Origin of the sequence: Methylobacterium sp. NMS14P (assembly GCF_028583545.1) — a bacterium.
Taxonomy (GTDB): domain Bacteria; phylum Pseudomonadota; class Alphaproteobacteria; order Rhizobiales; family Beijerinckiaceae; genus Methylobacterium.
Genome location: NZ_CP087107.1, coordinates 258,074 through 280,454 on the forward strand (window position 1 = coordinate 258,074; position 22,381 = coordinate 280,454).

General features: G+C 72.4%; 24 protein-coding genes. 17 read left to right on the forward strand and 7 right to left on the reverse strand.

Going from position 1 to position 22,381, the window contains the following annotated elements:
- The first annotated feature begins 220 nt into the window (after nt 1–220).
- The 6 genes from LOK46_RS31040 to LOK46_RS31065 all read left to right on the forward strand — a co-directional run bounded on the left by LOK46_RS31040 (nt 221) and on the right by LOK46_RS31065 (nt 5,241).
- Nucleotides 221–958: an aspartate/glutamate racemase family protein gene (locus tag LOK46_RS31040; protein WP_273565185.1), complete on the forward strand. Its 738-nt coding sequence runs from the start codon at nt 221–223 to the stop codon at nt 956–958.
- A 99-nt stretch (nt 959–1,057) separates the two neighbouring features.
- Complete coding sequence (locus LOK46_RS31045; protein WP_273565186.1) at nt 1,058–2,425, forward strand: MFS transporter; 1,368 nt, start codon at nt 1,058–1,060, stop codon at nt 2,423–2,425.
- A gap of 25 nt (nt 2,426–2,450) precedes the next feature.
- Nucleotides 2,451–3,017 (forward strand): hydroxyisourate hydrolase, encoded by a 567-nt coding sequence (gene uraH, locus LOK46_RS31050; protein WP_273565187.1) that lies wholly within the window; start codon nt 2,451–2,453, stop codon nt 3,015–3,017.
- Nucleotides 3,018–3,052: 35 nt separating this feature from the next.
- Nucleotides 3,053–3,406 carry a hydroxyisourate hydrolase gene (uraH, locus tag LOK46_RS31055; protein WP_273565188.1) on the forward strand — a complete coding sequence of 118 codons (354 nt, stop codon included), beginning with the start codon at nt 3,053–3,055 and terminating at the stop codon, nt 3,404–3,406.
- 5 nt (nt 3,407–3,411) lie between these two features.
- Nucleotides 3,412–3,924 (forward strand): 2-oxo-4-hydroxy-4-carboxy-5-ureidoimidazoline decarboxylase, encoded by a 513-nt coding sequence (gene uraD / locus LOK46_RS31060; protein WP_273565189.1) that lies wholly within the window; start codon nt 3,412–3,414, stop codon nt 3,922–3,924.
- 93 nt (nt 3,925–4,017) lie between these two features.
- Nucleotides 4,018–5,241, forward strand: coding sequence for an FAD binding domain-containing protein (locus LOK46_RS31065; protein ID WP_273565190.1), 1,224 nt, complete (start codon nt 4,018–4,020; stop codon nt 5,239–5,241).
- Here LOK46_RS31065 and LOK46_RS31070 read toward each other — a convergent pair.
- On the reverse strand, nt 5,238–5,666 hold the full coding sequence (locus tag LOK46_RS31070) for a hypothetical protein (RefSeq protein WP_273565191.1): 429 nt from the start codon (nt 5,664–5,666) through the stop codon (nt 5,238–5,240). The genes LOK46_RS31065 and LOK46_RS31070 overlap by 4 nt on opposite strands.
- Nucleotides 5,667–5,789: 123 nt before the next feature.
- Nucleotides 5,790–6,482 (reverse strand): TetR/AcrR family transcriptional regulator, encoded by a 693-nt coding sequence (locus LOK46_RS31075; RefSeq protein ID WP_273565192.1) that lies wholly within the window; start codon nt 6,480–6,482, stop codon nt 5,790–5,792.
- A 98-nt stretch (nt 6,483–6,580) separates the two neighbouring features.
- On the opposite strand from LOK46_RS31075, the gene LOK46_RS31080 reads away from it, so the two are divergent.
- The 9 genes from LOK46_RS31080 to LOK46_RS31120 all read left to right on the forward strand — a co-directional run bounded on the left by LOK46_RS31080 (nt 6,581) and on the right by LOK46_RS31120 (nt 15,840).
- Nucleotides 6,581–7,453 (forward strand): FAD binding domain-containing protein, encoded by an 873-nt coding sequence (locus LOK46_RS31080; protein ID WP_273565193.1) that lies wholly within the window; start codon nt 6,581–6,583, stop codon nt 7,451–7,453.
- Nucleotides 7,443–7,970 carry a (2Fe-2S)-binding protein gene (locus LOK46_RS31085; RefSeq protein ID WP_273565194.1) on the forward strand — a complete coding sequence of 176 codons (528 nt, stop codon included), beginning with the start codon at nt 7,443–7,445 and terminating at the stop codon, nt 7,968–7,970. Before LOK46_RS31080 ends, LOK46_RS31085 begins: the two co-directional genes overlap by 11 nt.
- A complete protein-coding gene (locus tag LOK46_RS31090) occupies nt 7,967–10,351 on the forward strand; it encodes a xanthine dehydrogenase family protein molybdopterin-binding subunit (protein ID WP_273565195.1) in 2,385 nt (794 codons plus the stop codon). Before LOK46_RS31085 ends, LOK46_RS31090 begins: the two co-directional genes overlap by 4 nt.
- 218 nt (nt 10,352–10,569) lie before the next feature.
- Complete coding sequence (locus LOK46_RS31095; RefSeq protein WP_273565196.1) at nt 10,570–11,817, forward strand: ABC transporter substrate-binding protein; 1,248 nt, start codon at nt 10,570–10,572, stop codon at nt 11,815–11,817.
- Between the two features lie 34 nt (nt 11,818–11,851).
- Complete coding sequence (locus tag LOK46_RS31100; RefSeq protein ID WP_273565197.1) at nt 11,852–12,751, forward strand: branched-chain amino acid ABC transporter permease; 900 nt, start codon at nt 11,852–11,854, stop codon at nt 12,749–12,751.
- Entirely contained in the window at nt 12,748–13,770 is a 1,023-nt protein-coding gene (locus tag LOK46_RS31105; protein WP_273565198.1) for a branched-chain amino acid ABC transporter permease, read from the forward strand. Before LOK46_RS31100 ends, LOK46_RS31105 begins: the two co-directional genes overlap by 4 nt.
- Nucleotides 13,764–14,567 (forward strand): ABC transporter ATP-binding protein, encoded by an 804-nt coding sequence (locus tag LOK46_RS31110; RefSeq protein ID WP_273564749.1) that lies wholly within the window; start codon nt 13,764–13,766, stop codon nt 14,565–14,567. The genes LOK46_RS31105 and LOK46_RS31110 overlap by 7 nt, the downstream gene beginning before the upstream one ends.
- Nucleotides 14,564–15,316, forward strand: coding sequence for an ABC transporter ATP-binding protein (locus LOK46_RS31115; RefSeq protein WP_273564750.1), 753 nt, complete (start codon nt 14,564–14,566; stop codon nt 15,314–15,316). Before LOK46_RS31110 ends, LOK46_RS31115 begins: the two co-directional genes overlap by 4 nt.
- 47 nt (nt 15,317–15,363) lie before the next feature.
- The gene (locus LOK46_RS31120) at nt 15,364–15,840 is read left to right on the forward strand and encodes an SRPBCC family protein (RefSeq protein WP_273564751.1); all 477 of its coding nucleotides are present in this window, start codon (nt 15,364–15,366) and stop codon (nt 15,838–15,840) included.
- 526 nt (nt 15,841–16,366) lie between these two features.
- Here LOK46_RS31120 and LOK46_RS31125 read toward each other — a convergent pair.
- The 3 genes from LOK46_RS31125 to LOK46_RS31135 form a co-directional block, all read right to left on the reverse strand.
- Nucleotides 16,367–16,651, reverse strand: a complete 285-nt coding sequence (locus tag LOK46_RS31125; protein WP_273564752.1) for a hypothetical protein — start codon at nt 16,649–16,651, stop codon at nt 16,367–16,369.
- 76 nt (nt 16,652–16,727) lie between these two features.
- Nucleotides 16,728–18,074, reverse strand: coding sequence for an MFS transporter (locus LOK46_RS31130; protein ID WP_273564753.1), 1,347 nt, complete (start codon nt 18,072–18,074; stop codon nt 16,728–16,730).
- 213 nt (nt 18,075–18,287) lie between these two features.
- The gene (locus LOK46_RS31135; RefSeq protein WP_273564754.1) at nt 18,288–18,737 is read right to left on the reverse strand and encodes a winged helix-turn-helix transcriptional regulator; all 450 of its coding nucleotides are present in this window, start codon (nt 18,735–18,737) and stop codon (nt 18,288–18,290) included.
- 102 nt (nt 18,738–18,839) lie between these two features.
- Between LOK46_RS31135 and LOK46_RS31140 the strand changes: the two genes are divergently transcribed.
- Nucleotides 18,840–19,610: an SDR family oxidoreductase gene (locus LOK46_RS31140; RefSeq protein ID WP_273564755.1), complete on the forward strand. Its 771-nt coding sequence runs from the start codon at nt 18,840–18,842 to the stop codon at nt 19,608–19,610.
- A 59-nt stretch (nt 19,611–19,669) separates the two neighbouring features.
- Nucleotides 19,670–20,008: a tautomerase family protein gene (locus tag LOK46_RS32890; RefSeq protein ID WP_337251979.1), complete on the forward strand. Its 339-nt coding sequence runs from the start codon at nt 19,670–19,672 to the stop codon at nt 20,006–20,008.
- Here the strand turns inward: LOK46_RS32890 and LOK46_RS31150 are convergent.
- A complete protein-coding gene (locus LOK46_RS31150; protein ID WP_273564756.1) occupies nt 19,975–21,312 on the reverse strand; it encodes an LLM class flavin-dependent oxidoreductase in 1,338 nt (445 codons plus the stop codon). The two genes, LOK46_RS32890 and LOK46_RS31150, sit on opposite strands and share 34 nt — an antisense overlap.
- Before the next feature lie 13 nt (nt 21,313–21,325).
- The gene (locus tag LOK46_RS31155; RefSeq protein WP_273564757.1) at nt 21,326–22,378 is read right to left on the reverse strand and encodes an LLM class flavin-dependent oxidoreductase; all 1,053 of its coding nucleotides are present in this window, start codon (nt 22,376–22,378) and stop codon (nt 21,326–21,328) included.
- Between the last annotated feature and the right edge of the window lie 3 nt (nt 22,379–22,381).

Here is a 22,381-nt window from a genome sequence, read left to right on the forward strand (position 1 = left end):
TCCTGCCTGAGGCCGTCCTGCCTGAGGCCGTCCTACCTGAGGCCGTCCTGCCTGAGCCCGTCCGGATCGGGGCCGGCCCCGGTCCGGATCGGAGACACGAACGGCCCGGCGGCGCGGCCTCACCCGCGCCGCCGGGCCTCCCCCGACCTCCCCATCCCCGGCCGGCTGCGTGCGGGCCTCTGCCCGGCCGTCCGGCCGGCTCCCGCCACTTGAGGGCGCCATGCGGATCCTGCTGCTAAATCCGAACACCAGCACGTCTGTGACCGACCTCCTGGCCGGGCAGGTCGGGACGATGGCGGGGGCGGCCGCGACCTTCGTCCCGGCCACGGCGCGGTTCGGCGCCGCCTACATCGCCAGCCGGGCGGCCCTGGCCATCGCCGGCCACGCCGCCCTCGACGCCTTCGCGGAGCACGGCCGGGGCTGCGACGCGGTCTTCCTCGCCTGCTTCGGCGATCCCGGGCTGCTGGCCCTGCGCGAGGTCTCACCGGTCCCGGTGGTGGGGATGCTCGAAGCGTCGTGCCGCGAGGCCCAGCGGGTCGCCGGGCGCTACGCCATCGTGACCGGCGGGGCCCTGTGGAAGCCCATGCTCCGCGAGTGCGTCGCGAGCCTCGGCGTCGGTGACGGCCTCGTGGGCATCCGGACGATCGCGCGCACCGGCGGCGAGATCGCCAAGGACCCGGAGGCGGCGCTGTCCGACCTCGCGTCGGCCTGCCGGGCCTGCGCCGAGGAGGATCGCGCCGAGGCGGTGATCCTCGGCGGCGCCGCCCTGGTCGGCCTCGCCGCCCGCCTGCAGCCGCACGTGCCGGTCCCGGTCCTGTGCTCGGTCACGTCGGGGGTGACGGCGGTCGTCGCCGCCGCGGCCGCGCCCTACCGGCGCCCGCCCGCCGTCGCCGCGGACAATGTCGGTCTCGGCACCGCCCTCGCGACGCTGCTCGCGCCGCGCGAAGCCATCGTCTGAGACGGGGCGGGCGGCCGCCGGCGCGAGACTGGCAGCCGTCCTGCATCGCTCGGAATCCAACGCCGCATCCCGGATGGGGCATGCCATGTGGGGCCAGCCATGACGATCCAGGCGCACCACGCGACCGACGTGCCGGCCCTCGCGGCGACCGCGCGCCTGGACGACGCCTACCGGCGGATCACGTGGCGGCTGCTGCCGTTCCTGATGGTCCTCTGGATCCTGTCCTGGATCGACCGGGTGAATATCGGCTTCGCCAAGCTGCAGATGCTGGCCGAACTCCGCTTCAGCGAGACCGTCTACGGCATCGGCGCGGGGATCTTCTTCATCGGCTACTTCCTCTGCGAGGTGCCGAGCAACCTGCTGCTGGAGCATATCGGCGCCCGGAAGACGATCGCGCGGATCACCCTGCTGTGGGGACTCTGCTGCGTGGCGATGATGTTCGTGACCGCGCCGGCGTTCTTCTACGTCCTGCGCTTCCTGCTCGGTGTCTTCGAGGCCGGATTCTATCCAGGGGTCATCTTGTACCTGACCTACTGGTATCCGAGCGAGCGCCGGGCCAAGGTGTTCGGGCTGTTCATGTCGGCCTCGGCGCTGGCCGGCGTCATCGGGGGGCCGCTCGCGGGCGCGATCATGTCGGGGATGCACGGCGTCAACGGCTGGTCCGGCTGGCAGTGGGTGTTCCTGCTCGAGGGCATCCCGTCGATCCTGGCCGGGATCGTCACGCTGTTCTACCTCACGGACCGGCCCGCCAAGGCCGGCTGGCTGACGGCGGAGCAGAAGGCGCTGGTCAAGGCCGACCTCGCGCGCGACGCCGCGGCCCTCGGCCACCGCGAGCACCGCATCCTCGCCTCGCTGAAGGACGCGCGCGTCTGGCAGTGCATCGCGATCTTCTTCTGCATCGTCACGGCGAACTCGGCCCTGACCTTCTTCGGCCCGAGCGTGGTGCGCGACGCCGGCTTCACCGACCCGCTGACGGTCGGCTGGATCATGTCGGCGGCCTATCTCTGCGGCGGCGCCGGGATGATCCTGAACGGCCGCCACTCGGACCGGACCGGCGAGGCGCGGCTGCATTGCGGGGTCCCGGCCCTCGTCGGGGCGCTGGCCATCGCGCTCACCGGCGTCTTCATCGCGGGCGCCCCGGTCCTCGCGCTGCTCATGCTCGGGCTGGCGATCGTCGGCACGATGAGCGCGATCCCGGTGTTCTGGCAGATCCCCGGCCGCTTCCTGGCCGGGTCGGCGGCCGCGGCCGGCATCGCGCTCATCAACTCGGTGGCCAACCTCGCGGGCTTCGGAGCGCCGGCGGCGATGGGCTACCTGCGCGAGCAGACCGGCTCGGTCGCGACCGGCCTCTGGCTGGTCGCCGCCGTCGAGGCCGCGGCGCTCGTCCTGATCCTGGCCTTCGTCCCGCCGGCGACGCCGGAGATGGGGCGGCGCGCCCGGGCCCGCGCGGCGCACGAGCCGGCGTGAACCGCAGCACGAGAGGGAGGCTTTCTTGGAACACGGACCCGACCGACACGCTCTGACGCGGCGCGGCCTCGTCGCGACGGGGCTCGGCGCCGCCGCCGCGGTCTCCGCGGGCCCGGCGCTGGCGCAGGGCACGCCCGCTCCGGCGGCGGCTCCGGCCAATGCTCCGGCCAATGCTCCGGCCGGTGCCCCGACCAAGCCCGGCACGCTGAACACCGCGCCCGTCTCGCAGGCCGGCCTCTCGCCGCGGCTGACCCTGCACGCCATCGACAATTTCCACGGCACGCCCGGCGCCGGGATGGTCTGCGACCTCGCGATGCACGACGGCACCGGCTACCGGCCGATCCGGACGGTCACCACCGCGCCGAACGGCCGGACCGCCGAGCCGCTCCTGGTCGACGAGGCCTTCAAGGTGGGCCGCTACGAGCTGGTGCTGCACCTCGAGGCGTATTTCGCGGCCCTGGGCGTGAAGCTCCCGACCCCGAACTTCCTCGGCCTCGTGCCGATCCGGTTCCGGATCCGCGACGCGAACCAGCGCCACCACCTGCCGGTCCTGTTCACGCCCTGGGGCTATTCCTACTACCGCGGCAGCTGACCCGTCCGATCCCCGACGCGACAAGGAGACCCGGCATGGCGGGCATCACCACACACGTCCTCGACACCGATCGCGGCCGCCCCGTCGCGGGGGTCCGCATCGACTTCTCGGTCCTGGAGAACGGCCAGTGGCGGCTCGTGAAGAGCGTCGTCACCAACGCCGACGGCCGGACCGACGCGCCGATCCTCCCGGCCGACAAGGCCGAGACCGGCCAGTATCAGCTGGAATTCTTCGTCGACGCCTATTTCCAGACTCGCGCCGGCACCGCGGAGTCCGACATCTTCATCGACAACCCGGTCGTGCGGTTCGCCGTCTTCGACGCCAAGCAGCATTACCACGTGCCGATGCTGTGCGCCCCGTCGAGCTTCACCACCTATCGCGGAAGCTGAGCGGCATGATCGACCTCGACCGCCTCAACGCCCTCGAGCGCGACGTCTTCGTCGCGTATCTCGGCGGCGTCTTCGAGCACGCGCCCTGGGTTGCCCGAGCCGCCCACGGCGCCGCGCCCTTCGCGAGCCTCGCCGATCTCCACGGGGCGATGATGGCGGCCGTGCGCGCGGCGCCGCCGGACGTGCGCCTGGCCTTCCTCAACGGCCATCCGGAACTCGCCGGTCCCGAGGCCCGGGCCCGGGCGATGACCGCCGATTCCGCGCAGGAGCAGGGCAGCGCCGGCCTCGACCGGCTGACGGAGGCGGACGCCGCGGCCTTCGACCGGCTGAACGCCGCCTACCGGCACCGGTTCGGCTTCCCGTTCATCGTCGCCGTGCGCGGCCGGGACCTGCGCGAGATCCGCGCGCTGTTCGAGGAACGCCTCGCGCGCGCGGTCGCGGACGAGGAGGCGACGGCCCTGGAGGAGATCGGCGCGATCACCCGGATGCGGCTCGACCGGCTGGTGCGGCCGGCGTAGCGCGGCGCCCCGCGGCGATTTCGATCTTGGCCGGCCGGTCGGGCGCGTCCATGCTGGGCGCGGTCGGGGCCGCCGTCCCCGTTCGAGGGCCGCATGAAGCGACTGGACGTGGCCGTCATCGGCGGCTCGATTGCCGGACTGACCGCGGCGTGCCTGCTCGCGCGGAGCGGCCACGCCGTCACGGTGTTCGAGCGGTCGGCGGCCGCGCTCACGGGCCGCGGGGCGGGGATCGTCACGCATCCCGGCCTCCGGGCGGTGCTGGCGCGCTGCGGTGCTCCGGCCGGGGCGGGCGATCTCGGCGTCACCGTCGAGGGCCGCCGGGTCCTCGATCGGGACGGGGCCGTGATCGCGGAGCGGAGCCTGCCGCAGGTGCTGGCGAGCTGGGGACGGCTCTACGGCCTGCTCCTGGACGCCGTGCCCCCGGACAGCGTCCGCTACGGCGCGGCGCTCGCCGCGGTCGAGCCCGACGGCGCGCGCGTCGTTGCCTTCTTCGAGGACGGCCGCCGGATCTCCGCGGATCTCCTCGTCGGCGCCGACGGGCAGTTCTCGACGGTGCGGTCACAATTCCTGAGCGGTGTCGCGCCGCGCTACGCCGGCTACGTGGCGTGGCGCGCGGTCGTCGACGCGGCGGCCCTCTCGCCGGCGACCCGCGACGCAATCGGCGGCCATTTCGCCTTCTGCCTGCCGCCGGGCGAGCAGATCCTCGGCTATCCTGTCCCCGGGCGCGCGGACGGGGCCGCGGCCGCGCGCTCCTTCAACGCGGTCTGGTACCGGCCGACCGAGGAGGCCGCGCTCGCCGCGCTGCTGACCGATACCGGCGGCGTCCGCCACGCCCTCTCCATCCCGCCGGGCCGCATCAAGGCCGCGGTGCTGGAGTCGATGCGCGCCGACGCGGAGCGGATCCTCGCGCCGCCGTTCGCCGAGGTCATGCTGCGCGCCGATCAGCCGTTCCTGCAGGCGATCCTGGACATCGAGACGCCGACCATGATCCCGGCCCCCGGCGTTGCCCTGATCGGCGACGCCGCCTTCGTGGCCCGCCCCCATGTCGGGATGGGCGCGACCAAGGCCATGGAGGACGCCGCCGCCCTCGCGGACGCCCTGGACGCGGCTGGCGGCGACGTGGACGCGGCGCTCACGGCCTTCGAGGCGCGCCGACGCGCCTACGGCGCGGCCGTCGTGGCGCGGGGACGCGATCTCGGCGCGTACCTGCAGGCGCAGCAGCGCGGCGCGGCCGAGCGGGCGGCGGCGGAGCGATTCCGCAGCCCCGAGGCGGTGATGGCCGGGACGGCGGTGCCGCCCGATATCCGCCTCCCTTAAGCCGCGCGGCGGGTCGCCTCGGCGCGCACGGCGGCCGGGAGCGCGAGCGGCGGGTTCGCGCTGTCCAGGAACTCGACGGTGGTGAAGATCAGCTCGGTGTCGCCGATATTGGCGAGGTCGTGGGTCATCGACTCGCCCGGCCCGAACGACAGGTGCTGGATGTCGCCCGCGCGGTAATCGACCTCCGCGACCCGCCCGTCGCCGTAGTGCGAGCGGGCGCGCCCCGCCGTCACCGCGGTCCAGAAATAGTCGAGCACGTGCGTGTGGAAGCCGATCCGGTCGCCGGGCGCCAGGACGATGGTCCAGACCCGGCAGCGGTCATCCTCCGAGAGCAGCCGGGTGCCGACGCAGCCGTTGTCCCGCGCCGCCGCGTATTCCTGTGCCAAGTGGGGCGGCAGCGCCGCCGGTTCCGTTCCCTGGGTCATGGCGTTCCTCCGGCCCGCGAGGCTAACGCAGTTCCCGCGAAAGTCATCGCCGCGGCGGCCTACTCCGGTGACGCGGGCGGGCCCGCCCGGCGCGTCCCGTGATCCGGGGATCCCGGGACGGACCTACAGCGCGCCGGCCGAACCCGCCGCCGTCACCACCCGGCGGTGGGTCGCGAGCAGCCCCGGCAGGGCGGCGTCCAGCATCGCGGCGCGGACCGCGTCGCGGTCGGCCGTGCCGTCGATGCCGTAGACCCGCGAGCGCAGGCCGACATAGACCAGGGCGCCGTGGATGCCGAACAGGAGCTCGAACTCGTCGGCGGCGAGCGGCTGCGCCTCCGGATCCGGCAGGTTCGACTCGGCGCGCATTCCGGCGAGCAGCGGCGCGAAGATGCGCGCGCGGACCATGCCGAGGTAGCGGCTCGGCAGATCGAACCCCTTGAGACCCGCCGAGACGAAGATCCGCAGCCACGCGTAGTCGTCGATCCGGCGCTGGTAGTCGATCTCGAAGCGCCGGAAGCGCTCGAGGACGGGGAGCGCGCGATCGCGCACTGCGGCCTCCCAGCCGGGATCCCAGCGCTTGAGGTAGACCTCCTCGTAGATGCGCTCGATCAGCGCCGCCTTGGTCGGGAAGTAGCGGAACAGCAGCGGCTGCGTGATGCCGAGCCGGCGGGCGAGTTCCCGGGTGTGCCCGTCGAGCCCGACCTCGGCGAAGTAGGCGACCGCGCCCTCGACGATCTGGCGCTCGCGGGCCTCGGGCGTCAGCCGCCGGCCGGTCGGTACGCGACCGCCACTGTCCGCCGGCCTGCTTGACGCCATCTCGGTTTCGCCTTCTATTGAGCGAACGATAAATAGAGGCTTCCAGCCTGTCCCATCGGGGCGGTCATGGGCAAGCCCGTCGGGAGGAGGACCAGGGCTTGAAGGCGCCCGACTTCGCCTACGCGCGTCCGGCCTCGCTCGACGCCGCCTTGGCCCTGCTCGCCGAGCACGGGGAGGACGCCGTTCCCCTCGCGGGCGGCCAGAGCCTCGTCACGGCGCTCAACATGCGGCTCTCGGCACCCGGCCTGCTGGTCGACCTGAACGCGATTCCCGAGCTCACCGGCGTCTCGGAGGCCGGCGGCGCCGTGCGGATCGGCGCCATGACGCGCCACCGCGACGTCGGGACCGCGGCGATCGTGCGCGAGCGCCTGCCGCTGCTCGCCGCCGCCCTGCCCCACATCGCCCATCCGGCGATCCGCAACCGCGGCACGATCGGCGGCTCGGTGGCGCTGGCCGACCCGGCCACCGAGTGGCCCGCCTGCTGCCTCGCCGCGGGCGCCTCGATCGTGGTGCGCGGGCCCGGGGCCGAGCGGCGCGTCCCGGCGGACGATTTCTTCCAGGGCCTCTACACGACGGCCCTGGAGCCCGGCGAGATCGTCACGGCGATCGAGTTCCCGGTGCCGGGGGCCGACGCGGTCTGGGGCTTCGAGGAATTGTCGCGCCGCCACGGCGACTACGCCCTCGTCGGCCTCGCGGCGACCGGGCGGCGGTTGGCGGGCGGCCTGTCGGACCTGCGCCTCGCCTTCTTCGGCGTGGCCGACCGGCCGGTGCTCGCCCGCGCCGCCGCGGCGGCCCTGGAGGCCGGCGACCTCGCGGGCGCCCAGGCGGCGCTCGCCGGCGAGCTCGACCCGCCGGACGATCCGACGACCCGGGCCGCGACGCGGCTCCACCTCGCCCGCGTGATCCTCGGCCGCGTGGCGGCGAAGATGCGCGGCGGCAGCGCGCAGGAGGGCGGTCCCGATGGCGTCTGAGTGCCCCGACCGCGCGCACGCGGTCGCCTTCACGCTGAACGGCGAGACCGTGCGGGCGCATGTCCCCGCCCGGATGCATCTCGGCGACCTGCTGCGCCAGTCCTTCGGCCTCACCGGCGTGCATCTCGGCTGCGAGCACGGCGTGTGCGGCGCCTGCACGATCCTGGTCGACGGCCGGGCGGTGCGATCCTGCCTGATGCTCGGCGTCCAGGCCGACGGCGCCACCGTCGAGACCGTGGAGGGCCTGACCGAGAGCGGGCGCATCCGCGACCTGCAGGACGCCTTTCACGTCCGCAACGCCCTGCAGTGCGGCTACTGTACCCCCGGCATGCTGGTGACGGCCGCCGAGCTCCTGGACGACGCGGACGCGGCGGCCTCGCGCGAGGCGATCCGCGCGGCGATCGCGGGGAATTACTGCCGCTGCACCGGCTACCACGCCATCGTCGACGCCATCGCGTCGACCGCCGAGGCGCGTCGGCAAGGTCGCCCGAATGCCGGCCGGGAGGCCGCCGAATGAGCGCGGACCCGGGCGGCCTCACCTTCCTCGACCGGCCGAACAGCTATATCGGCCGCTCGGTCCCGCGTCCGAACGCGCGGCGCCTGCTCGAGGGCCGGGGCGTCTACGTGGACGACGTGGCCGTCGCCCGCCTCGGCCACGTCGCCTTCCTGCGCAGCCCCCACGCCCACGCCCGCATCGTCGCGCTGGACACCGCGGACGCCAAAGCCATGCCCGGCGTGATCGCCGTGGTGACGGGGGCCGAACTCGCGGAGGTCTGCACGCCCTGGGTCGGCGTCCTCGGACACTTCAAGGGCCTGCGCTCGGCGCCCCAGCACGCCCTGGCTATCGACCGGGTGACCTGGGTCGGCGAGCCGTTCTGCGCGGTCGTCGCCCACAGCCGGGCCGAGGCCGAGGACGCGCTCGCGGCGATCATGGTCGAGTTCGACCCGCTCCCCGCCGTGGTCGACATGGAGACGGCGCTGGATCCGGCGACGCCCGCGATCCACGCCGAGCTCGGCGACAACCTCGCCTTCGAGCGCGTCCTCGACGTGGGCGACGTCGACGCGGCCTTCCGCGACGCCGCTCTGGTGGTCGAGGAGACCTTCCAGTTCGGCCGGCACACGGGCGTGTGCCTGGAGCCGAGGGCGATCCTGGCCGACTGGGCGGCGGCGGACGGGATGCTCACCGTCCACCACTCCTTCCAGGCGCCGCACATGATGCAGGACATCCTGTGCAAGCACCTCTCGTTGGCGGAAGGCGCCGTGCGGGTGATCTGCAAGGATGTCGGCGGCTCGTTCGGGATCAAGGTCCACATCTACCCCGACGAGATGGCGACCTGCGCGCTGGCGCTGATGCTGAAACGCCCGGTCAAGTTCGTCGCCGACCGGCTGGAGAGCTTCCAGAGCGACATCCACGCCCGCGACCACCGGGTCACGGCGCGGATGGCCTTCTCGGCCGAGGGCGACATCCTCGCCCTCGACATGGACGACCTCACGGGCATCGGGCCCTACTCGGTCTACCCGCGCACCAGCGCGGTCGAGGCCAACCAGGTCGTGAACCTCACCGGCGGCCCCTACCGGCACCAGCACTACCGCGCCCGCGCCCGCGTCGTGCTCCAGAACAAGGCGCCGACCTGCCAGTACCGGGCGGTGGGCCACCCGATCGCCACGATGGTCGCCGAGGGGCTCGTGGACCTGGGCGCGGCCCGCCTCGGCCTCGACCCCCTGGCCGTGCGCGAGCGGAACGTCATCCCCGACGACGCCTATCCCTGCGCGGGCGTCTCGGGGATCAAGCTGGAGAAGCTGTCCCACCAGGCGGCGCTCGCCAAGCTCAAGGCGATGATGGACTACGACGGCCTGCGGGCCGAGCAGGCAAACCTGCGCCAGCGGGGGATCCACCGGGGCATCGGGCTCGCGGCCTTCATCGAGATCACCAACCCGTCGGCTGCCTTCTACGGGGTCGGCGGCGCGCGCATCTCCTCCCAGGACGGCTGCACGATCCGGCTCGATCCGCAGGGGGGTGTCGTCGCGTCGGTCAGCGTCACCGAGCAGGGCCAGGGCACCGAGGGCATCATCGCGCAGATCGTGGCCACCGCCACGGGCGTGCCGATGGACAAGGTCCGGGTGATCTCCGGCGACACGCAGGCGACGCCCTACGGCGGCGGCACATGGGCCTCGCGCGGGGCCGGCATCGGCGGCGAGGCCGCGTGGCAGGCCGGCAAGGCGCTGCGCGGCAACGTCCTGGCGGTGGCGGGCGCGATCCTGCAGGCCGATCCCGGGAGCCTCGACGTGCGCGACGGCGCCGTGGTGGACGCAGGCACCGGGACCGAGCGCATGCCGCTCGCGGAGCTCGGCCGCATCGTCTACTTCCGCCCCGACACGCTGCCGCCGGGGGTGCAGCCCGAATTCGTGGCGACCCGGCACTACGTGCCCAAGGACTACCCCTTCGCCTTCACCAACGGCGTGCAGGCCTCCTACGTCGAGGTCGACACCGAGACCGGCTTCGTGCGGCTGCTCAAGCACTGGTGCGTCGAGGATTGCGGGACGGTGCTCAACCCGCTCCTCGTCGACGAGCAGATCCGGGGCGGCATCGTCCAGGGGATCGGCGGCGCCCTGTTCGAGCACTGCCTCTACGACAGCGAGGGCCAGCTCCTGAACGGCTCGATGGCCGATTATCTCGTGCCGATGGCCGGCGAGATGCCCGACATCGCGGTCGCCCACGTGGTCTCGGCCACCGCGTCGTCCGAGATCGGCGCCAAGGGCGCGGGCGAGGCCGGCACGGCCGGCGCGCCGGCGGCGGTCGTCAACGCCATCAACGACGCGCTTCGGCCGTTCGAGGCGCGTGTCTCCCGTCAGCCGGTGACGCCCGAGGTGGTGCTGGAGGCGCTGGGACTGATCTGATCACGGGACGGATAAACCGGATAGGCTTCCCCGTCTTTGCGAGCGCAGCGAAGCAACCCAGGGCAGGGGGACGCTGCCGAACGTGGCGGCTCCCTGGATTGCTTCGCTGCGCTCGCAAAGACGGATGGCTTTTTCCGATAAGGACACATCGACCACTACATGACACGGTCCATCGAAGAGACCGGTCTCGATCAGGAAACGCCGACGGAGGGACGGGAATGGGAACGGGCTTCGACAGGCGCCGGCTGCTCCAGGGCAGCGCCGCCGCATCCGCGCTGGCGCTCGCCGCTCCTGCGCTCCTGCGTTCCGCGATCGCGCAAGGTGGTTCGACCGGAGGCCCGATCCGGATCGGCTTCCCGGTGCCGCTCACCGGGGCCTTCGGGGCCGAGGCGAACGATCAGGTCCGCGCCGCGCAGCTCGCCGTCAAGGCGTTCAACGAGGCCGGCGGCTTCCAGGGCCGCACGGCCGAGCTCCTCGTGCGCGACGACAAGCTCAATCCCGGTGAGGCGGCGACCCGGACCCTCGAGCTGATCGAGAAGGACAAGGTCAACTTCCTGGTCGGCGGCCTCTCGGCGGCCGTGACCCTGTCGATCAACAACGTCGCCCGCGAGCGCGGCGTGATCTACAACTCGATCAGCCAGTCCGACGCGATCAACGAGGCCAAGGATTTCGGCCGCACCACCTTCCACGAGGCCCTGAACCCGCACATGACCGCGGGGGCGGTCGGCCGCTACGTCTTCCCGAAATCGGGCAAGCGGGTCGCCTTCCTCAGCGCCGACTACGCGTACGGCCACGAGATGATGCGCGGCTTCAAGCGCGCCGGCGAGGCCTCGGGCATCGAGGTCGTGGCGGACATCCGCCACCCGATCGGCGCCTCCGACTACTCGGCCTTCCTGCCCCGGATCGCCGCGCTCAAGCCCGACGTGCTCTGCCTGTGCAATTTCGGCCGGGACCAGGTCGTCTCGATCCAGCAGGCGACCGAGTTCGGCCTGAAGCGCAACACCAAGCTCGTCGCGCCGGTCCTGCTGTTCACCGCCCGCAAGGCCGGCGGCGACGCCTTCGACGGCGTGATCGGCGGCACCTCCTACTACTGGCGCCTGGAGGACAGCGTACCCTCCGCCAAGGCGTTCAATGACCGGTTCCGCGCCGCCTACAACGGTGCCGTCCCGTCGGATTACGGGGCGCTGGGCTATGCCGGCGTCCGCTCGGTGCTGGAGGGCGTCAAGGCCGCCGGGTCGGTCGAGACCGACAAGGTCGTGGCCGCCATGGAGGCCCTGAAGGCCGACTTCTACAAGGGGCCGCAGAGCTTCCGGAAATGCGACCACCAGTCGGTGCAGTCGGTCCTGATCGTCGAGGCGAAATCGAAGGACATGAAGACGCCGGACGACGTCTTCACGATCCTCGGCACGGAGGGGCCCGACGAACGCTTCCTGCGCGGCTGCGACGAACTCGGCCACAAGGCGTGAGGCGCTCCGTGCGGATCTGCGGGAGGGCGCGGCCTTGAGCGCCATCACGATCGGCGGCTTCCCCCTCGATCTCCTCGCCCTCCAGCTCGTGACCGGCATCGCGCTGGGGGCGATCTACGTGCTCGTCGGCATCGGCCTGTCGCTGATCTTCGGGCTGATGAACGTCGTCAACTTCGCCCACGGCGCGTTCTTCATGGTCGGCGCCTATGTCGGCGTCTTCCTGTACGGCTACACCGGCAGCTTCTGGCTCAGTCTCGTCGCGGCGCCGCTGGCGATGGGGCTCCTCGGGCTCGCCGTGGAGCGCGTGCTCGTGCGCCCCCTCTACGGGCGCGGCATCGACGACCCGCTGCTCCTCACCTTCGGCCTGTCGTACGTGATGGTCGAGAGCGTGCGCATCGCCTTCGGGCTGACCGGCCTGCCCTTCGGGGCGCCGCCCGAGCTGCGCGGCGCGGTCGATATCGGGATCGGCTACTTCCCCCTCTACCGCCTGTTCCTGATCGGATTCGCGCTGGCGGTGGTGGGCGCCCTGTGGCTGTTCATCGAGCGCACGCCCTTCGGCCTCGTGATCCGGGCCGGCGCCCGCGACCCGCAGATCGTGCAGGTGCTCGGCATCGAGATCACCAAGATCTGGCTCGCGGTCTTCGCCCTGGGCTGCGCGCTCGCCGGGCTCGCCGGCATCCTCGCCGCGCCCCTCCAGGGCGTCACGCCCGAGATGGGGATCCCGGTGCTCGCCGAGGCCTTCGTGGTCACGGTGGTCGGCGGCATGGGCTCGCTGGCCGGGGCCGTGCTCGCCGGGCTGATCGTCGGGATCGTGGTGGCGATGACGTCGCTCGTCGCCCCCGACATGACCAAGATGGCGATCTTCGCCCTCATGGCCCTGGTGCTGCTCGTGCGGCCCCGGGGCCTCCTCGGCCGGGCCGGAGCCCTCGGATGAGCGCCCGCGCCCCCGCCGTCACGAAGGGAGGCGCCCTGCCGGCGGCCCGGCCGGGCTCCGGCCGGGCCGGCCGCCGGCTGGCGTGGTGCGGCCGGCACCGCGTCGCCCTGACGCTCGCCTTCCTCCTCGTGTTCCCCTGGATCGCGCCCTACCAGGCGCTCGCCGTGAACATCCTGGTGCTCGGGCTCTACGCCCTCGGGTTCAACCTGCTGTTCGGCTATACCGGGCTCCTGTCCTTCGGCCACGCCGCCTTCCTGGGCGGCGGCGCCTACGGCTGCGGCATCGCCATCGTCCATTACGGGCTGCACCCGGCCCTGGCGCTCGTCGCCGGCACGCTGCTCGCGACACTCATCGCCGCCGTCATGGGCGTGCTGGCGATCCGCACCCGCGGCATCTACTTCGCGATGACGACCCTGGCGCTGTCGATGTGCGTCTACTACGCCTTCTACCAGGCGGAGGCCTTCACCGGCGGCGAGAACGGCCTGCGCGGCATCAACGTGCCGTCGCTCGCCCTGCCGGGCTTCAGCCTCAATCTCCTCGACCCGGTGGTGAAGTACTACGCCGCGCTGGCGGTCGTCGGGGTCGCGGTCTGGCTGTTCTCGCGCCTCCTGTCCTCCCCGTTCGGGGCCGCCCTCGAGGCGATCCGCGAGAACGAGGGCCGGGCGCAGGCCTGCGGCTACGACGTGCGCCGCATGAAGCTCGCGGCCTTCGTGATCTCCGGGGCCCTGTGCGGCCTCGCGGGCGGGCTCCAGGCGATCCACCTCTCGATCGTGCCGATCGAGACGATGCACTATTCGACCTCCGGCCAGGCCGTGATGATGGCGCTGCTCGGCGGCATGGGGACCTTCTTCGGCCCCTTCGTGGGGGCCGCGACCTTCGCGCTCCTGCAGGACGGGCTCGCCACCGTGACGAGCCACTGGCAGCTCTTCGTCGGCGCCGTCTTCATCGCCTTCGTGCTGTTCCTGCCGCTCGGTATCTGGGGCGAGGTGCTGGCGCGCCTGAGGAGGGCCGGATGGTGAGCGCCGTCCCGGTCGCCGACGCGCCGGCCAAGGCGCCGAGTACGGCGCCGATCCTCGCCACGGAGGGGCTCGGTAAGCGGTTCGGGCATTTCCGCGCCCTGTCCGACGTGACCGTCGCGTTCCCGGAGGGCGGCATCACGGCGATCATCGGGCCGAACGGGGCGGGCAAGTCGACCTTCTTCAACCTGATCTCCGGCGCCTTCCCGCCGAGCGAGGGCCGCGTGCTGTTCCGCGGGCGCGACATCACCGGCGCGGCCCCGCACGCCTTCGCCCGGATGGGCATCGCCAAGTCGTTCCAGATCACCAACGTCTTCCCGCACCTCACGGTGCGCGAGAACGTGCGGGTGGCCGCCCAGGCCCGGCGCGTCCGCTTCGCGCTCTTCCGGGACCGCGCGGCCTATCCCGAGCTGGCGGAGCGGGCCGAGGAACTCCTCGGCGAGGTCGGGCTCGGCGCCCGGATGGACCGGCTCGCCCGCGAACTCGCCCACGGCGAGCAGCGGGCCCTGGAGATCGCGGTGGCGCTCGCCGCCGAGCCGAGCCTCCTCCTCCTCGACGAGCCGACCGCCGGGATGAGCCCCGAGGAGACGCGGGAGATGATGGATCTCGTGCAGCGCCTCGCCGAGAGCCGGACGCTGATCCTCGTCGAGCACAAGATGAAGCTCGTCATGGGCCTTTGCCGCCGCCTCGTCGTCCTCCACCAGGGCCAGCTCCTGGCCGAGGGCAGCCCCGACGACATCCGGGCGCATCCCGAGGTGCGCCGCGTCTACCTGGGCAACACGGCGGGCAAGACCGCGTGAGCACCACTGTCGCAGAACCGCTCCTGGCCGTCGAGAATCTGCGGGCGTGGTACGGCCACTCCCACATCCTGCAGGGTCTCTCGCTGGAGGTGCGCCCCGGCGAGATCGTCACGCTGGTCGGCCGCAACGGCGCCGGCAAGACCACGACGCTGAAGGCGATCATGGGCCTCGTGGCGAAGCGGGAGGGGCGCGTGACCTTCGCGGGCGCCGACATCCTCCACCGGCCGCCCCACGAGCGCTTCCACCGAGGCCTCGCCTACGTGCCGGAGGAGCGGCGCATCGTGCCGGGCCTGACCGTGGAGGAGAACCTGCGCCTCGGGATCCTGGCAGCCAAGGGGGCGGGACGGGGCGCGCGCGCGACGCGCCGCGACGAGGCGCGCCGGATCGAGGTCATCGCCGAGACCTTCCCGCGGCTGAAGCAGCGCCTGAAGCAGGAGGCGGTCACGATGTCGGGCGGCGAGCAGCAGATGCTCGCCATCGCCCGGGCGCTCATGGCCGAGCCCGTGATGGTGCTCCTCGACGAGCCCTCCGAGGGGATCATGCCGATCCTCGTCGAGGAGATGTTCGCGCAGTTCGTCGCGATGAAGCGGGCCGGCACCACGATCCTGCTCGTGGAGCAGAACGTGGAACTCGCCCTCGACGTGTCCGACCGCGTCTACATCGTCGACGGCGGCGCCGTCGTCTACCACGCCCCCGCGGCCGCTTTGCGGGACGATCCCGAGATCCAGGCGCGCTACTGCGCGGTCTGAGCGTCCGCGCCGGTCGGTGAGCGGCGCTGTGTCAGGAGGAGACCAGGATGGACATCGCTGGCGCGTATCGGATCCCGGTCGCGCGGGAGGCCGTCTGGGCGGCGCTGAACGATCCGGAGGTGCTCGCCCGCTGCATCCCCGGCTGCAAGGAGCTGGTGCAGGTCTCCCCGGAGGAGATGACCGCCAAGGTCGCCCTCAAGGTCGGGCCGGTCTCGGCGACCTTCGCGGGCACGGTCCGCTTGGAGGACATGCGTCCCCCCGAGGGCTACAGCCTCGTCGGCCAGGGCAACGGCGGCATGGCGGGCTTCGCCAAGGGCCGCGCCGCGGTCAGCCTCGCGGCCGAGGGCGGCGAGACGCTCCTGACCTACACCGCCAAGGCGGAGGTCGGCGGCAAGATCGCAACGCTGGGCGGCCGGCTCATGCAGGCGACCGCGCGCAAGCTCGCCGACGAGTTCTTCGGCAAGTTCGCCGCCGCGCTCGGGGCGACCGGCGACCCGGCCGCGCCCCGCTCGGCCGAGGCCTAGATCCGCCGGCGCGCGTCGTCGCGACCGGCTGAGCCCCAGGCGTTCCGGCGCCGCGCTCCGCCCGACCGGGCCTATCAGACCCATCGCAAGACGCTCGCGCGATCCGAGAACGTCCGGGGCGTTCAGGTGGGCGAGGCGGTTCTGGCGGCCGGACGGCCCATGCTCTCGGACTGCACCGATGTCGCGGCGCCGATCGTCGCCCCACCCAGGCCGAACATCGCCGAGATGTAAGCCGCGTCCAGAGTCCCCTGCCCGTGTCGTGGCACCGCGCGCTGTACATCGGCCGCTCTAAGATCCCCTTTCCTCGCGCCCTCCGGCGGTGACGGGCGGACGCCCGCGCCGACTGGCCTGGGATCGCGCCGTGGGGCACGGCCGGCACCATCGCCTGCCACCGGCCGGAGAGCGGATGACGTCCGGCCGGCGGCGCGGTGACGCGTCACCTGCGCACCCTGATGGGCCGGCGGCGCCGCGCCTCAAGCGCGGTGGAAAGTCGGATTCCGCTCCGGTCCGGTTCGCCGAAGTCCGGTCATCGCTCCGATCCTATCTGCAGGACGTTGAAGCCGCGCTGCCTGTACGTCTCGAGGAACGCTCGGAGCGGTGTGCTCGCGCCGGGTGCCTGATCGACGCGAAGCACGGCGGCACAGCCGCGCTGCGGGCTCTCGACCGAGCGGCCGTCGACGGAGGCCGCGAGCCCCATTCCGGCCTGCCAACGCGCCTTCAGCACCGTGAGGGCCCTGTCGGCCGTCTGGCAATCGGGATAGGCGAGGGACACGAGGAGCGCCGGACCCGCCTTGCCCTGGTCGTCGGCCACGATACCGCCGGCGATCCGACCGGTCGCCTGACACCCGCGGGTGACCCGGCCCGTCGCGCGACGGGCGCCGATCATCTCAGGCGAGCGATTCCCCGGTGCGGTCGCGCATCGTCACGACCGCGGCGAGCGAGATGGCCGAGAGCACGGCCACGTAGAGACCCGGTCCCGTCGGCCATCCCAGGTGGTGGACGATCCACGTCGCGGCCATCGGTGCGGTGCCCCCGACCAGCGCCATCGAGGCGTTGAAGCTGATCGCCAGGGCCGTGCAGCGCGCGCGGCGCTGGAACATCTCGACGAACGCGGTCGGCACCACGGCGGCATTGCCGGCGATCAGGATCGCGAACGCGACCTGGCTCAGCACGATCAGGAGCGTGTCGCCGGTGGTCAGCAGCATGAACAGCGGCCACGACAGGATCGTCAGGCCCGCCCCGGTCAGCACCAGAACGCGCTTGCGTCCGAAGCGGTCGGACAGGGCCCCGGCGATCGGGATGCACACCGCTTGCACCACCATGGCGAGGGTGTTGATGAGGAACGCCGTATGCTGCGGGAGGCCGGACACGGTGTGCAGGAAGGTCACGAGGTAGACGAACACGACGTAAAAGCCGCACGCCAGCCCGAGATTCATCGCGAAGGCGCGCAGCATGGCGGACCCGTCGATCTCGACGGCCGCGCGCAGCGGTGAGCGCTGATCGGCCGGCGCCTGATCTTCGCGAAACACGGTCTCGACGTGCTCGTCGTCGATATGCCGTCGCAGGGCGAAGATGAAGACGCCGAGCACGATCCCGAACAGGAACGGCAGGCGCCAGCCCCAAAGCTGCACGTCCTCGGGGGTGAGCAGGCCGGTGACGAGCGTCCCGGAAATGGAGCCGAGCAGGATCCCGCCGGCGGCCCCGATGCAGGCGAGGCTGCCGGTCAGTCCGCGGCGCGCGGGGGCCGCGGTCTCGGACAGGAAGATGGCCGAGGAGGTGTACTCGCCGCCGACCGACAGGCCCTGGCCGAGGCGCAACAGCACGAGCAGGACCGGCGCGAGGAGCCCGGCGGACGCGTAGGTGGGCAGGCAGCCCATCAGGAAGGTCGAGACGGCCATGAGGCCCGCCGACAGCAGGAGCGCCGTCTTCCGCCCGTAGCGGTCGCCGATGTGACCGAACACGATGCCGCCGACCGGACGCATGAAGAAGGCCGCGGCGAACACCGCGAAGGCCGAGAGCAGCGACGTCGCGGGGCTGTCGGACGGGAAGAAGTTCCGGCCGACGACGGCGCTGAAATAGCCGTAGGTGGCGAAGTCGTACCATTCGAGCGTGTTGCCGATGGCGCCGGCGATCACGGAGCGACGCCGCGCCGCGCCGGACGTCTTCGGGCCGTCGCCGATCGCGTCGGAACGGATTGGGAGCGGCGGCTCACCGTACGGAGGGGTGAATTGCATGATGCGCCCGCCTTGCCGCTGAAATCAGTCTTGAAGCTAGATCGGAAAGCCAAGCTTGGCGAGAAAATTAGTAGAGAGGCGATATCGCCCCGCGGTTCGACAGGGAACATGCTGGCGGCGACCCTGCGATCGACGTTCGCGGAAGCGGGTTCGGCGGAGCCGCACTCTGCTCCGCCGAACCCGGCCAGACGGCGATCAAGAAGCTTTCGGTTCTCACGATGTCCCGGCGCCGGCGGGGAGGTCCGCAGCTTCGGCCGCCGCCGCGAACGCCCGACGGGACCGCTCGATCTCGGCGTGGTGCGTCTCGGCCCAGATCCACACGCCGCAGAACGCGGCGCCCAAGCTCCGGCCCAGCGGCGTCAGCGTGTAATCCACGCGCGGCGGGATCACCGGGTGGACCGTCCGCCGGACGAGACCGTCCCGCTCCATCTGCCGGACGGTCTGCGTCAGCATCTTCTGGCTGATCCGGCCGACGGCCTTGCCGAGCTGCGTGAACCGGAGGGTGCCGTGCTCCTCCAGGGCCTCGAGGATCAGCATGGTCCACTTGTCGGCCACCTGACCGATGATGTCGTTCACCAGGGCCTCGATCGCCGGATCGGCGTCCTGCGGGATCGGCCCGCGCCGCTGCGCCTCGATCGCGGGGTCAGGGGCGGACCTGCGCATCCGACACTCTCCTTTCGGTAAGTACAAATCTTTTCGGTGCCTACTTCAGGCTGGAGAGTGTGGGCCATACTCTCTGCGGCGACAACAACGAGGGTCGCCATCATGAAGACCTCAGGCAACACGGTACTCATCACGGGCGGCGGATCCGGGATCGGAGCGGCGCTGGCGCAGCGCTTCCACGACCTGGGCAACACCGTCATCATCGCCGGCCGTCGAATGGAGGCCCTGGACCGGGTCACGGCCGGCCGTCCGGGCATGCACGCGATGACGCTCGACATCGCGAAGGCCGGAGACATCGCGGCGTTCGCCGAGCGGGTCATCGCCGAGCACCCGACCCTGAACGTGGTGATCAACAACGCCGGGATCATGCGCTTCGAGGCGCTGGATCAGGCCCGCGACCTCTCCGACGCGGAGGCGACGATCACCACCAACCTGCTCGGCCCGATCCGCCTGACGGATGCGCTCGTCGCGCATCTGGTCACGCGCCCCGACGCGGCGCTGATCAACGTGTCGTCCGGGCTGGCCTTCGTGCCCCTGACGACGACGCCGACCTACTCGGCGACGAAGGCGGCGATCCACAGCTACACGGTCTCGCTGCGCGAGGTTCTCGAGGGCAAGGTCGAGGTGATCGAGCTCGTGCCCCCGGCGGTGCAGACGGACCTGACGCCCGGCCAGGCGACCCGCGCGGGCTACCTGCCGCTGGCCGACTTCATCGACGAGGTCATGGTCCTGTTCCAGCAGCGGCCGACGCCGCGCGAGATCCTGGTGCAGCGCGTCGCCTTCCAGCGCAACGCCGAGGCCGAGCACCGCTTCGACGCGGCCGTCGCGACCTTGAACGAGGCCGCCCGCGAGGCCCGCGCGGCGCAGCGGTGAGGCCCGCGCCGTCGCGCGGGCGCGGTCAGTGTTTCGTCGGTTCAGCCTGGAGACGATCGATGCCGTTCGCCAATTTCAAGATCCCGCAGGGCATGATGACCGCTGCGCAGAAGGCGGATCTGGTTCACCGCACGACGGATCTGCTGGTCTCCTACTTCAAAGAGGCCGCGCGCCCGCACACCATGGTCCTGGTCGATGAGGTCGTCGACGGCGGCTACGGGCGCGGACGCGGTGTTCGACCTCGCGGCCCTGCGACGCCTGCAGGCGCAGCAGGAGCCGGGGTCACGCTGACGGATCCGAGCCCTGGCCTCAGCGAGATCTTCGCGCGCCAGGACGGGCGGGGTCCGGCCGGCCGCGGCCCGGATCAGGCGGAGAGCGAGGCTTCTCCGGCGGCGTAGCGGCTCGGCGGCCGCGCCAGCCCGAGATGGTCGCGCAGGGTCGCACCCGTGTAGTCGCGCCGGAACAGGCCGCGGCGCTGCAGGATGGGAACGACCGCGTCCACGAAGGTCTCGAGCCCGTCCGGCAGCACGTCCGGCATCAGGTTGAAGCCGTCCGCCGCGCCCGCCCGGAACCACGCCTCGATGTCGTCGGCGATCGCCTCCGGCGTCCCCGCGACGATGCGGTGGCCGACGCCGCCGCCCAGCGCCCGCAGCAGCTGGCGCACGGTCAGCCCGTCCCGCCGGGCGAGCGCCACGGTGCCGAGGAACATCGTGTGGTTGGCGTCCGGCGGGAGCGGCAGCGGGTCCGGCAGCGGCCGGTCGAGGTCGAGCCGCGCCGGATCGATCCGCAGCGTCCCGGCGAGCCGCGCGAGGCTGTACTCGACCGGCACGAGGTCCCAGAGCGCGTCCTGACGTCGGCGCGCCTCGGCCTCCGTGGAGCCGATCACCGTGGCGAGGCCGGGCAGGATGACCAGCGCGTCCGGTCCGCGGCCGTAGCGCGCCGCGCGGGCGCGCAGGTCCCGGGCATAGGCCGCCCCGTCCTCGATGGTCTGGGCCAGGGAGAACACCGCGTCCGCGGTGGCGGCGGCGAGCTCGCGCCCGTCCTCCGAGCCGCCGGCCTGGAAGGTCACCGGGCGCCCCTGCGGGCTGCGCGGCACCGTGAGCGGTCCCTCGACCGCGTAGTGGGCGCCGCGGTGGCGGATTGCGTGGACCTTCCCGGTGTCGACGAACCGCCCGCCCGCCTTGTCGCCGACGAACGCGTCGTCCTCCCAGCTGTCCCACAGGGCGTGGACCAGCTCGGTGAACTCCCGCGCCCGGGCGTAGCGCGCGCCGTGCTCCGACGCGCCCGCGAAGCCGAAATTGCGGCCCGCGGCGGCGTCTGCGGTGGTCACCACGTTCCAGCCGGCCCTGCCGCGGCTCACGAGATCGAGGCTCGCGAAGCGGCGGGCGAGATTGTAGGGCTCGTTGTAGGTCGTCGAGGCGGTGGCCACGAGGCCGACATGGCGGGTCGCCGCCGCGACGCTCGCCAGCACCACCGTGGGTTCGAGGGCGTTGAACGGCCGGTAGTCGACCCGGTCGTTGATCGCCGGCGTGTCGGCCAGGAAGATCGCGTCGAGCTTGCCACGCTCCGCGACGCGGGCGACGCGCACGAAGTGGTCGATGTCGACGAAGGCGTCCGGCCGGCTGTCCGGCAGCCGCCACGCGGACGGATAGACGCCCGAATGCAGCAGGTTGACGTTGAGATGCAGCGTGCGTCCGCTCATCGAAGTCTCCGGGTCAGCGGACGCGCGGCAGGATCTGCTCGGCGAAGCGGTGCATCTCCGCCTCGAACGGCTGGAACTGCAGCATGAACAGGTCGATACCGGCCGCGTGGAACGCCCGGATCCGCTCCGCCACGGTCGCGTAGCTGCCCACCAGCCCGGCGGCCGTGCCGCCGTTGGTGCCGACATGCCGGCCGGCGGCCGCGTCGGTCTTGGCGAACATCACGCTGGCCTTGTCGGTCCGGGCGCGGGTGTCGGCGCGCAGGTCCGCGTCGCGCTGCGCCAGGGCGAGGAGCCGCGCGTGCTCGGCTTCCGCCTCCGCGTCGGTGTCCCGCGCGATCACGAAGGCCGAGAGGCCGTAGCGCAGCGGGGCGTTGGACGCGGGCCGGCGGGCGACGTCGGCGATCAGGGCCGCGACGTCGGCCAGCGGCTGGCCGTTGATGAACCAGACATCCGCGTGGTCGGCGGCCAGCGCCCGGGCGGGCTCCGACTCGCCGCCGAGATAGATGGTCGGCCGCGTCCGGAAGGTGCCGGCGGGGCGGAGCTGGTAATCCTCCACGCGGAAATGCGCCCCCGCGAAGGTGACGCGCTCGCCCCGCATCAGCCTCTCCACGAGGCCGATCCACTCGCGGCCGTAGGCGTAGCGGTCGTCGTGGGCCGGGAACGGCAGGCCGGCCCGCTCGAACTCGGCCCGGTTCCAGGCATTCACGAGGTTCAGCGCGAAGCGGCCGCCGCTGATGTGCTCGATCTGGAGCGCCATCTTGGCGAGCACCACCGGGTGGTACAGCCCCGGCTTGATCGCCGCGATGATCTCGACGCGGCGGGTGAGCGCCGCGAGCGCCGCCGCCCCCGTCCAGGCCTCGAGCTGGTCGCGTTCCCCGTCGTAGGGGTTCATCGTGTGCTGGGCGACCAGCACGGAATCGAAGCCCAGGGCCTCCGCCTCCAGGACCAGGGCGCGGTTGCGCTCCCAGCTGGCGTCGTCCGGCTCGTCGGGGTCGTGGTGGGAGGCCCGGGAGCCGTGGACGGCCGCCCAGATGCCGAAGCGGGGCGCGTGGGTCGGTCCGGCCATGGC

Coding starts and splice junctions, on each gene's coding strand:
- LOK46_RS31045 (WP_273565186.1), top strand. CDS start 1,058: ATGACGATCCAGGCGCACCACGCGACCGACGTGCCGGCCCTCGCGGCG.
- LOK46_RS31105 (WP_273565198.1), top strand. CDS start 12,748: ATGAGCGCCCGCGCCCCCGCCGTCACGAAGGGAGGCGCCCTGCCGGCG.
- LOK46_RS31140 (WP_273564755.1), top strand. CDS start 18,840: ATGAAGACCTCAGGCAACACGGTACTCATCACGGGCGGCGGATCCGGG.
- LOK46_RS31070 (WP_273565191.1), bottom strand. CDS start 5,666: ATGACCCAGGGAACGGAACCGGCGGCGCTGCCGCCCCACTTGGCACAG.
- LOK46_RS31040 (WP_273565185.1), top strand. CDS start 221: ATGCGGATCCTGCTGCTAAATCCGAACACCAGCACGTCTGTGACCGAC.
- LOK46_RS31155 (WP_273564757.1), bottom strand. CDS start 22,378: ATGGCCGGACCGACCCACGCGCCCCGCTTCGGCATCTGGGCGGCCGTC.
- LOK46_RS31095 (WP_273565196.1), top strand. CDS start 10,570: ATGGGAACGGGCTTCGACAGGCGCCGGCTGCTCCAGGGCAGCGCCGCC.
- LOK46_RS31130 (WP_273564753.1), bottom strand. CDS start 18,074: ATGCAATTCACCCCTCCGTACGGTGAGCCGCCGCTCCCAATCCGTTCC.
- LOK46_RS32890 (WP_337251979.1), top strand. CDS start 19,670: ATGCCGTTCGCCAATTTCAAGATCCCGCAGGGCATGATGACCGCTGCG.
- LOK46_RS31150 (WP_273564756.1), bottom strand. CDS start 21,312: ATGAGCGGACGCACGCTGCATCTCAACGTCAACCTGCTGCATTCGGGC.
- LOK46_RS31110 (WP_273564749.1), top strand. CDS start 13,764: ATGGTGAGCGCCGTCCCGGTCGCCGACGCGCCGGCCAAGGCGCCGAGT.
- LOK46_RS31085 (WP_273565194.1), top strand. CDS start 7,443: ATGGCGTCTGAGTGCCCCGACCGCGCGCACGCGGTCGCCTTCACGCTG.
- LOK46_RS31135 (WP_273564754.1), bottom strand. CDS start 18,737: ATGCGCAGGTCCGCCCCTGACCCCGCGATCGAGGCGCAGCGGCGCGGG.
- LOK46_RS31090 (WP_273565195.1), top strand. CDS start 7,967: ATGAGCGCGGACCCGGGCGGCCTCACCTTCCTCGACCGGCCGAACAGC.
- uraD (WP_273565189.1), top strand. CDS start 3,412: ATGATCGACCTCGACCGCCTCAACGCCCTCGAGCGCGACGTCTTCGTC.
- LOK46_RS31120 (WP_273564751.1), top strand. CDS start 15,364: ATGGACATCGCTGGCGCGTATCGGATCCCGGTCGCGCGGGAGGCCGTC.
- uraH (WP_273565188.1), top strand. CDS start 3,053: ATGGCGGGCATCACCACACACGTCCTCGACACCGATCGCGGCCGCCCC.
- LOK46_RS31065 (WP_273565190.1), top strand. CDS start 4,018: ATGAAGCGACTGGACGTGGCCGTCATCGGCGGCTCGATTGCCGGACTG.
- LOK46_RS31075 (WP_273565192.1), bottom strand. CDS start 6,482: ATGGCGTCAAGCAGGCCGGCGGACAGTGGCGGTCGCGTACCGACCGGC.